A 6,953-nucleotide genomic window follows, 5' to 3' on the forward strand; every position below is an offset into this window, starting at 1 on the left:
TAAATGATGCAAAACATTAGGAAATAGCACTATTCTTTATATCGCAAGGATATTATCCTCGGCGATCTCGGCGTGGTTTATCGCTAAAAGTGCGGTTACTTTTTTCATTAAATTTACGATTTCCACGATTGTCACCAGTGCGTTCATTACGTCCGCGTTCTCCACGGAAATCGCCACCACGGCCTTTACGTTTACCGTTAAAATCATCGCCGCCACGCGAACTATCAGACTTTACAGCACCTAAGAAAGACATTTGCATTTGTTTATTCAATACGCGTGTTTTACCGAATTGTTGCAATAATTCTTTCGGCATACCTTGTGGCAATTCAACGGTAGTGTAATCATCATAAAGTTTAATATGACCAATATAACGGCTGTTAATATCGCCTTCGTTAGCAATCGCACCAACGATATGGCGAACTTCTACACCATCTGCACGACCGACTTCGATACGATATAAATCCATTGGTTGTGGATTTCCATAGCCTTTACGTTCGCCACGACGTTCAGCTGAACGTGGATTTTCACGGCGATCACCTCGTTCATTACGTTCACGACGACGTTTTTCCATTGGTGGATCAGGTGGAAGAATTAATTTTTGTTTGCCTTGTAGCAACATTAACATTGCTGCAGCAATATCTTCTTGATCCTGATCGGCTGTGAATAAGTCTTCTAATAAACTACGATATTGTTCTAAATCGTGATGCTCGAGTTGTTTCGTAATTTTTGCAACGAATTTTTTGCGGCGGCATTCTTGTAACACAAGATGATTTGGCAATTCTACTTCATTGATACCTTTTTTCATTAGGTGTTCAATATTACGAAGTAAACGACGCTCGCGAGGTTCAACGAACAATAAAGCACGACCAGAACGACCAGCACGACCAGTACGGCCAATTCGGTGTACATAAGATTCTGCATCAAGCGGAATGTCGTAGTTCACCACAAGGCTGATGCGTTCAATATCAATACCGCGTGCGGCTACATCGGTTGCCACAACAATATCTAAACTGCCGTTACGTAAGCGATCGAGTGTTTGCTCGCGCAATTGTTGTGTCATATCACCATTAAGTGCGGCAGAACGGAAACCATTTTTTTCAAGTAGTTCTGTAATGTCTAACGTACCAGTTTTAGTGCGAGCAAAGATAATCGCTGCATCAAAATCTTCCACTTCTAAGAAACGAAGAAGGGCTTCATTTTTACGCACGCCGTGCACATACCAACAACTTTGGTCGATATCTGGGGCATTTTCGTTATTAACTTTGATCTTCACTTCTTTCGGATCATTCATAAAACGTTTTGTAATACGACGGATCGGTTCAGGCATTGTTGCTGAGAATAATGCTGTTTGGTGATTTTCTGGTAATTCTGCCATGACGGTTTCTACATCATCAATGAAACCCATACGTAGCATTTCATCTGCTTCATCTAATACGATAAAACGAAGTTCAGAAAGATTTAATGTGCCGCGACGAATATGGTCAAGAATACGGCCTGGTGTACCCACAACCACTTGTGCGCCTTGTTTTAATGCACGAAGTTGGATGTCATAACGTTGGCCACCATATAAAGTAACAATGCGAGTGCCATGAGCATATTTAACAAATTGTTCGCACGCATCGGCAACTTGAATAGCAAGTTCGCGAGTTGGAGCCATCACTAACATTTGTGGATGTTTTTCACTTGGATCGATTTGCGCTAATAAAGGCAGTGCAAAAGCAGCGGTTTTACCACTACCCGTTTGTGCCATACCTAGCACATCATTGCCACTGAGCAAATGCGGGATACAAGCTTGTTGAATTGGAGAAGGGGTTTCAAAACCTAAGTCAGAAACAGCTTTTAAGATGAACTCAGGTAAGCCTAAGTCATTAAAAGTAATTTTGTCAGTCATTAAAATACTCGAATATAAATAAGGAAAGCTCAAAGAGGCCTTCGGTTTATTAAGTTGAACAGAGCGAATGAATTTTTCTATCCGTTCTACTGTAAAGAGCGGTGAGTTTTTGATTTTTTTTTAGAAAACAATCGCTTTTGTTACCGCACTTTTCTCTTCTTTTTCGTCTTCTGTTTGAACCGGTTTTAATTTCATTAGTTCAAACGCGGCAAAACGATACTCAACAAAGTTATAAACCTGATTTGCCATAGCTAGTTTAAATAAAGCTGCTGCTTCATCTACTAGCCCTACATTGAGTTTTTGTTTTGCTAGATAAAAATAGGTTTCTGTGAGAATTTCAGCATATTGTTGTGAATTTTCAGCAAATTCACTCGCACGTTGTTGTAATTCTTCTACAGAGATGTGTCCTAAGTAATATTGAACGATATGTGTACCCCAGAAGTCCTCTGATAGCCCTTTTGCTCGTTCAACAAGGTTTGTTTGGGCTTCTTGTGGTTTTAATTTTTGTTCGTTCAAATATAGCCATAAGACACGATAGGGATCTTTTGTATCGGCTTGGTAGAACTGTAAGAAATCTTGCTGAGCAAGATGGTAGCGCCCTACATAATAAAAATTTAAACCACGATTAAGGTGGGTATAGTCGTAACCTGAATCTAATTCAAACACCGTATTGAATGCTTCCAATGCGCCGTCGTAATCTTCTTCAAGCAATAAATAAAGCCCTAAGTAATTGTACACAGATGCCATTTTAGGCTGTAATGCAAGGGCTTGAGTAAAATCGTAACGAGCAAGTCCCCATAATCCAAGGGAATCATAGAGTACGCCACGTTCAAAATGTAGCGATGCACGTTCTTCATTACTCATTTTTCCAACGAGTAGTACTTGGCTTAATCGCACGATCATCACTTCCTGTTCAAAGTGAGTATTCGGGTTTTGCTCAGCCAACACGACATGATTTCTAGACACAAAACCGCCCCTAGACTGAACACAGCCTGCAAGGAATAAGATCGCACATAAGCTAAATAAATAGACTATAAAATGGCGAGATAAGCGAAAACACCGCATTTGCTTTCTTTATGCCTAAAAGTTGGAAAACAACAAAACTTGGCAGCGAATGCTACCAAGTTTTGATTCGATATTCCAAGATTATTCTTGTTCTTCTACAGAATCTTCTTGGTTAATTTCAGTTTCTTGTTTCGGAGCCAAGTCTTTCATTGTTAAACGAATACGACCTTGACGATCGATTTCAACAACTTTTACGTTTACTTCTTGACCCACTTGGAGGTAATCGCTAACTTTTTCTACGCGTTCTTCAGCAATTTGAGAAATATGAACTAAACCTTCTTTATTTCCAACGATTGCTACGAATGCACCAAAATCAGCAAGACGAGTCACTTTACCTTTGTAAATTGCGCCAGCTTCAACTTCTGCAACGATTTCTTCAATACGTCCCATCACGTTTTTCGCTGCATTGCTATCTACTGCGGCAATTTTCACTGTACCATCGTCATCGATATCAATTGAAGTACCAGTTTCTTCAGTTAGTGAACGAATTGTTGCACCACCTTTACCAATGACATCTTTGATTTTCTTAGGATCAATTTTCATTGTGTAGATGCGCGGCGCGTAATCTGAAATATCCGCACGTGGAGCTGGGATTGCTTGTTCCATTACACCAAGAATGTGCATACGAGCACCTTTTGCTTGGTTTAATGCAATTTGCATAATTTCAGGGGTGATACCTTCAATTTTGATGTCCATTTGAAGTGCAGTGACACCTTCACGTGTACCAGCCACTTTAAAGTCCATATCACCTAAGTGGTCTTCATCACCTAAGATATCTGAAAGAACCACGAATTTCTCTTCTTCTTTCACTAAGCCCATTGCGATACCCGCAACCGCTGCTTTGATTGGAACGCCCGCATCCATTAATGCTAAAGACGCACCACATACAGATGCCATAGAAGAAGAACCGTTAGATTCAGTGATTTCAGATACAACACGCACTACATACGGGAATTCCGCAAGGCTAGGCATAACAGCCGCTACACCACGTTTTGCTAAACGACCGTGACCAATTTCACGACGTTTTGGTGAGCCGATCATACCGGTTTCACCTACAGAGTATGGAGGGAAGTTGTAGTGGAATAAGAAGTGATCTTGACGTTCACCTGTTAATTCATCAATGATTTGTGCATCACGTTCAGTACCTAACGTTGCAACGGCTAATGCTTGCGTTTCACCACGGGTGAAAATTGCAGAACCGTGAGTACGTGGTAATACACCAGTGCAAATATCTAATGCACGAACGGTATCAACGGTACGGCCATCAATACGTGGTTCGCCTGCAATGATACGGCCACGAACGATTTGGCTTTCAAGTGCGGTGAAAATATCCACGATTTTACCTTCGCTGATCTCTTCATCTTCAGCTGTGATTTGTGCAATCACATCTGCTTTAATCGCATCGATTTGTTCGTAACGAGCTTGTTTTTCAGTAATGCGGTATGCATCGCCTAAACGTGCTTCAGCAGTCGCTTTTACTTTGTTGATTAAATCTGTGTTTGGTTGTGGCGCAACCCAATCCCAACGTGGTTTGCCAGCTTCTTTTGCAAATTCTTTGATGGCTTCAACCACAACTTGTTGTTGTTGATGACCGAATACGACTGCCGCTAACATTTGTTCTTCAGTTAAAATGTCAGCTTCAGATTCAACCATTAATACGGCTTTGTCAGTACCTGCAACCACTAAGTCCAAACGGCTTTGTTTTTGTTCAGCCATAGTTGGGTTTAATACGAATTGGTTGTCGATAAAACCAACACGCGCTGCACCAATAGGGCCATTGAAAGGCACGCCAGATAAGGTTAATGCTGCAGAAGCACCGATCATTGCCACTAAGTCTGGGCTGATTTGTGGGTTTACAGAAACTACAGTTGCCACAACTTGGATTTCATTGAAGAAACCTTCAGGGAATAATGGACGAATTGGACGGTCGATTAAACGTGCAATTAAAGTTTCGCCTTCAGATGGACGACCTTCACGTTTGAAGAAACCACCAGGGATTTTACCCGCCGCATAAGTACGCTCTTGGTAGTTCACAGTTAATGGGAAGAAGTCTTGACCTTCTTTCACATCTTTTTTAGCCACAACAGTCACGAATACCGTGGTATCGTCCATGCTTGCCATGACCGCAGCGGTTGCTTGACGTGCAATCGCGCCAGTTTCTAGAGTAACGGTGTGTTGACCGTATTTAAATTGTTTAACAATTGGATTCACAATGTTTTCCTTCAAAATAATATTTAAAACAAAGCTTTATTTTCCAGATTGCGACTAGCGAAAGGAATTTCTTATTTTACATAGGGCAAATGTAATTTGCCCCTACGTCAATATAACAACGATTGTGCTTATAAAATCCCTTTTGATAGCCGCACGCTAATGTAGAAAATAAAGCCCGTGCATTATACAGGATGTTTGGCTTTAATGGCTAACTTTATTTCACATTGCCAACTTGTTATCATTGCCTAGACAGTAGTTTTCCTTCAAAATGAATTACGCTATCTCTGAAATTAGATCCTTCTATATGAAATATAATGTAATGATGGCTAGTGATGCCAACTATCTTCCTTATGTAGAAATTACACTCAAGTCTTTGTTAATGCACCATGAAAATCTTTCTGTTTTTATTTTACATACAGGAGATATTCCTGAATCATGGCAAAATGATCTTCAACCTTATTTTGCTAAACGCTATTCAACATTACAATTAGTTCATATAAATAAATCAGAATTAAATTCTTTTAGTGTAAATAATTATATTACTCCTGCTACTTATTTAAGATTTTATATTGATCGATTACTTCCTTATAGTGATATTCCTTATTGGATTTATCTTGATTGTGATATTGTAGTTAATGGCAATATTATACTTCCTTTTGAATACTTAGATTTCTCTCGTCATACACTAGCAGCAGTTTTAGATCCTTATGTGACTCGCATTGGTCATCCTTATCAAGATGGGGATTATTTTAATGCGGGTGTTTTATATTTGAATATGAAGAAGTATCGCTTAGGCATTTCATCATTTTCTAAAGAATTATTTGAATTACATGAAAAGTTAAAAGAAAGTTTAATTTATGGTGATCAAGATATTCTAAATTACTATTTTGAGGATCAGTGGATTTCATTAGACAAGCGTTATAATTTCCAATTAGATCATATGATTTCATTTGATTCCCTCGATACTTCCCCTAATATTTTTCATTTTACAGGTCCTCATAAGCCTCTTGATAATATTTTTTCTGAAAATGTTTGTGTTAGTGCCGTAATTTCATTGTTTAGGCTTTATGCTTCAATAAGTTGGCAAGATATTTGCTCTCTTCCACTCGGTACTATAAGAGCTAATTGGACTAATCAAAAGAGATGATGTAATCGGTAGCTTTATTTCATTTAACCGACTTGGTATCATGGTGCAACTTTTATCCACCATAAGGAAAATTCTATGATTATTAGCAGCTTAACCAGCCCAAATTTTAAAGTTGGTTTACCAAAAGTGATTGCTGAAGTATGTGATTATTTGAATACGTTAGATTTGAATGCGTTAGAAAATGGTCGCCATGATATTAACGATCAAATTTATATGAACGTAATGGAGCCGGAAACGGCAGAGCCAAGTAGCAAAAAAGCAGAGTTACATCATGAATACTTAGATGTTCAGGTGTTAATCCGTGGTATGGAAAATATAGAAGTTGGCGCTAATTATCCTGATTTGTCTAAGTATGAATCTTACAACGAAGCAGACGATTATCAACTTTGTGCAGATATTGATGATAAATTCACCGTCACAATGAAGCCAAAAATGTTCGCTGTATTTTATCCTTACGAACCACATAAACCTTGCTGTGTAGTGAATGGAAAAACAGAAAAAATAAAAAAATTAGTCGTGAAAGTACCTGTTAAATTAATTTAATTTTTGAAAAAGGGCGGTTAAACATGTTTTTGATCTAACCCCAAAAAGTTAGACTGTTATTTAAAGGATTGTTTTCGATATTGTATCGGACTCAGT

General features: G+C 38.8%; 5 protein-coding genes. 2 read left to right on the top strand and 3 right to left on the bottom strand.

The features are described 5' to 3' along the window. Positions 1-52: 52 nt before the first annotated feature. The 3 genes from ABW51_RS01720 to pnp form a co-directional block, all read right to left on the bottom strand. Entirely contained in the window at positions 53-1,891 is a 1,839-nt protein-coding gene (locus ABW51_RS01720) for a DEAD/DEAH box helicase (protein WP_053465306.1), read from the bottom strand. Positions 1,892-2,011: 120 nt separating this feature from the next. Further along, positions 2,012-2,956, bottom strand: coding sequence for a lipoprotein NlpI (gene nlpI / locus ABW51_RS01725; protein WP_053465307.1), 945 nt, complete (start codon positions 2,954-2,956; stop codon positions 2,012-2,014). 81 nt (positions 2,957-3,037) lie between these two features. Beyond that, positions 3,038-5,167 carry a polyribonucleotide nucleotidyltransferase gene (gene pnp, locus ABW51_RS01730; RefSeq protein WP_053465308.1) on the bottom strand — a complete coding sequence of 710 codons (2,130 nt, stop codon included), beginning with the start codon at positions 5,165-5,167 and terminating at the stop codon, positions 3,038-3,040. A 304-nt stretch (positions 5,168-5,471) separates the two neighbouring features. Between pnp and ABW51_RS01735 the strand changes: the two genes are divergently transcribed. Both ABW51_RS01735 and nanQ read left to right on the top strand, forming a co-directional pair. Then, entirely contained in the window at positions 5,472-6,314 is an 843-nt protein-coding gene (locus ABW51_RS01735; RefSeq protein WP_053465309.1) for a glycosyltransferase family 8 protein, read from the top strand. 75 nt (positions 6,315-6,389) lie between these two features. Continuing rightward, on the top strand, positions 6,390-6,857 hold the full coding sequence (gene nanQ, locus ABW51_RS01740; protein ID WP_053465310.1) for an N-acetylneuraminate anomerase: 468 nt from the start codon (positions 6,390-6,392) through the stop codon (positions 6,855-6,857). The last annotated feature ends 96 nt before the right edge of the window (positions 6,858-6,953 follow it).

This window comes from Haemophilus sp. C1 (assembly GCF_001276515.1).
In the GTDB taxonomy this organism is placed as follows: domain Bacteria; phylum Pseudomonadota; class Gammaproteobacteria; order Enterobacterales; family Pasteurellaceae; genus Haemophilus.

Excerpts from the sequence above, each read along its gene's own strand:
- ABW51_RS01720 (WP_053465306.1), bottom strand. The coding sequence starts at position 1,891 with ATGACTGACAAAATTACTTTTAATGACTTAGGCTTACCTGAGTTCATC.
- nlpI (WP_053465307.1), bottom strand. The coding sequence starts at position 2,956 with ATGCGGTGTTTTCGCTTATCTCGCCATTTTATAGTCTATTTATTTAGC.
- ABW51_RS01735 (WP_053465309.1), top strand. The coding sequence starts at position 5,472 with ATGAAATATAATGTAATGATGGCTAGTGATGCCAACTATCTTCCTTAT.
- nanQ (WP_053465310.1), top strand. The coding sequence starts at position 6,390 with ATGATTATTAGCAGCTTAACCAGCCCAAATTTTAAAGTTGGTTTACCA.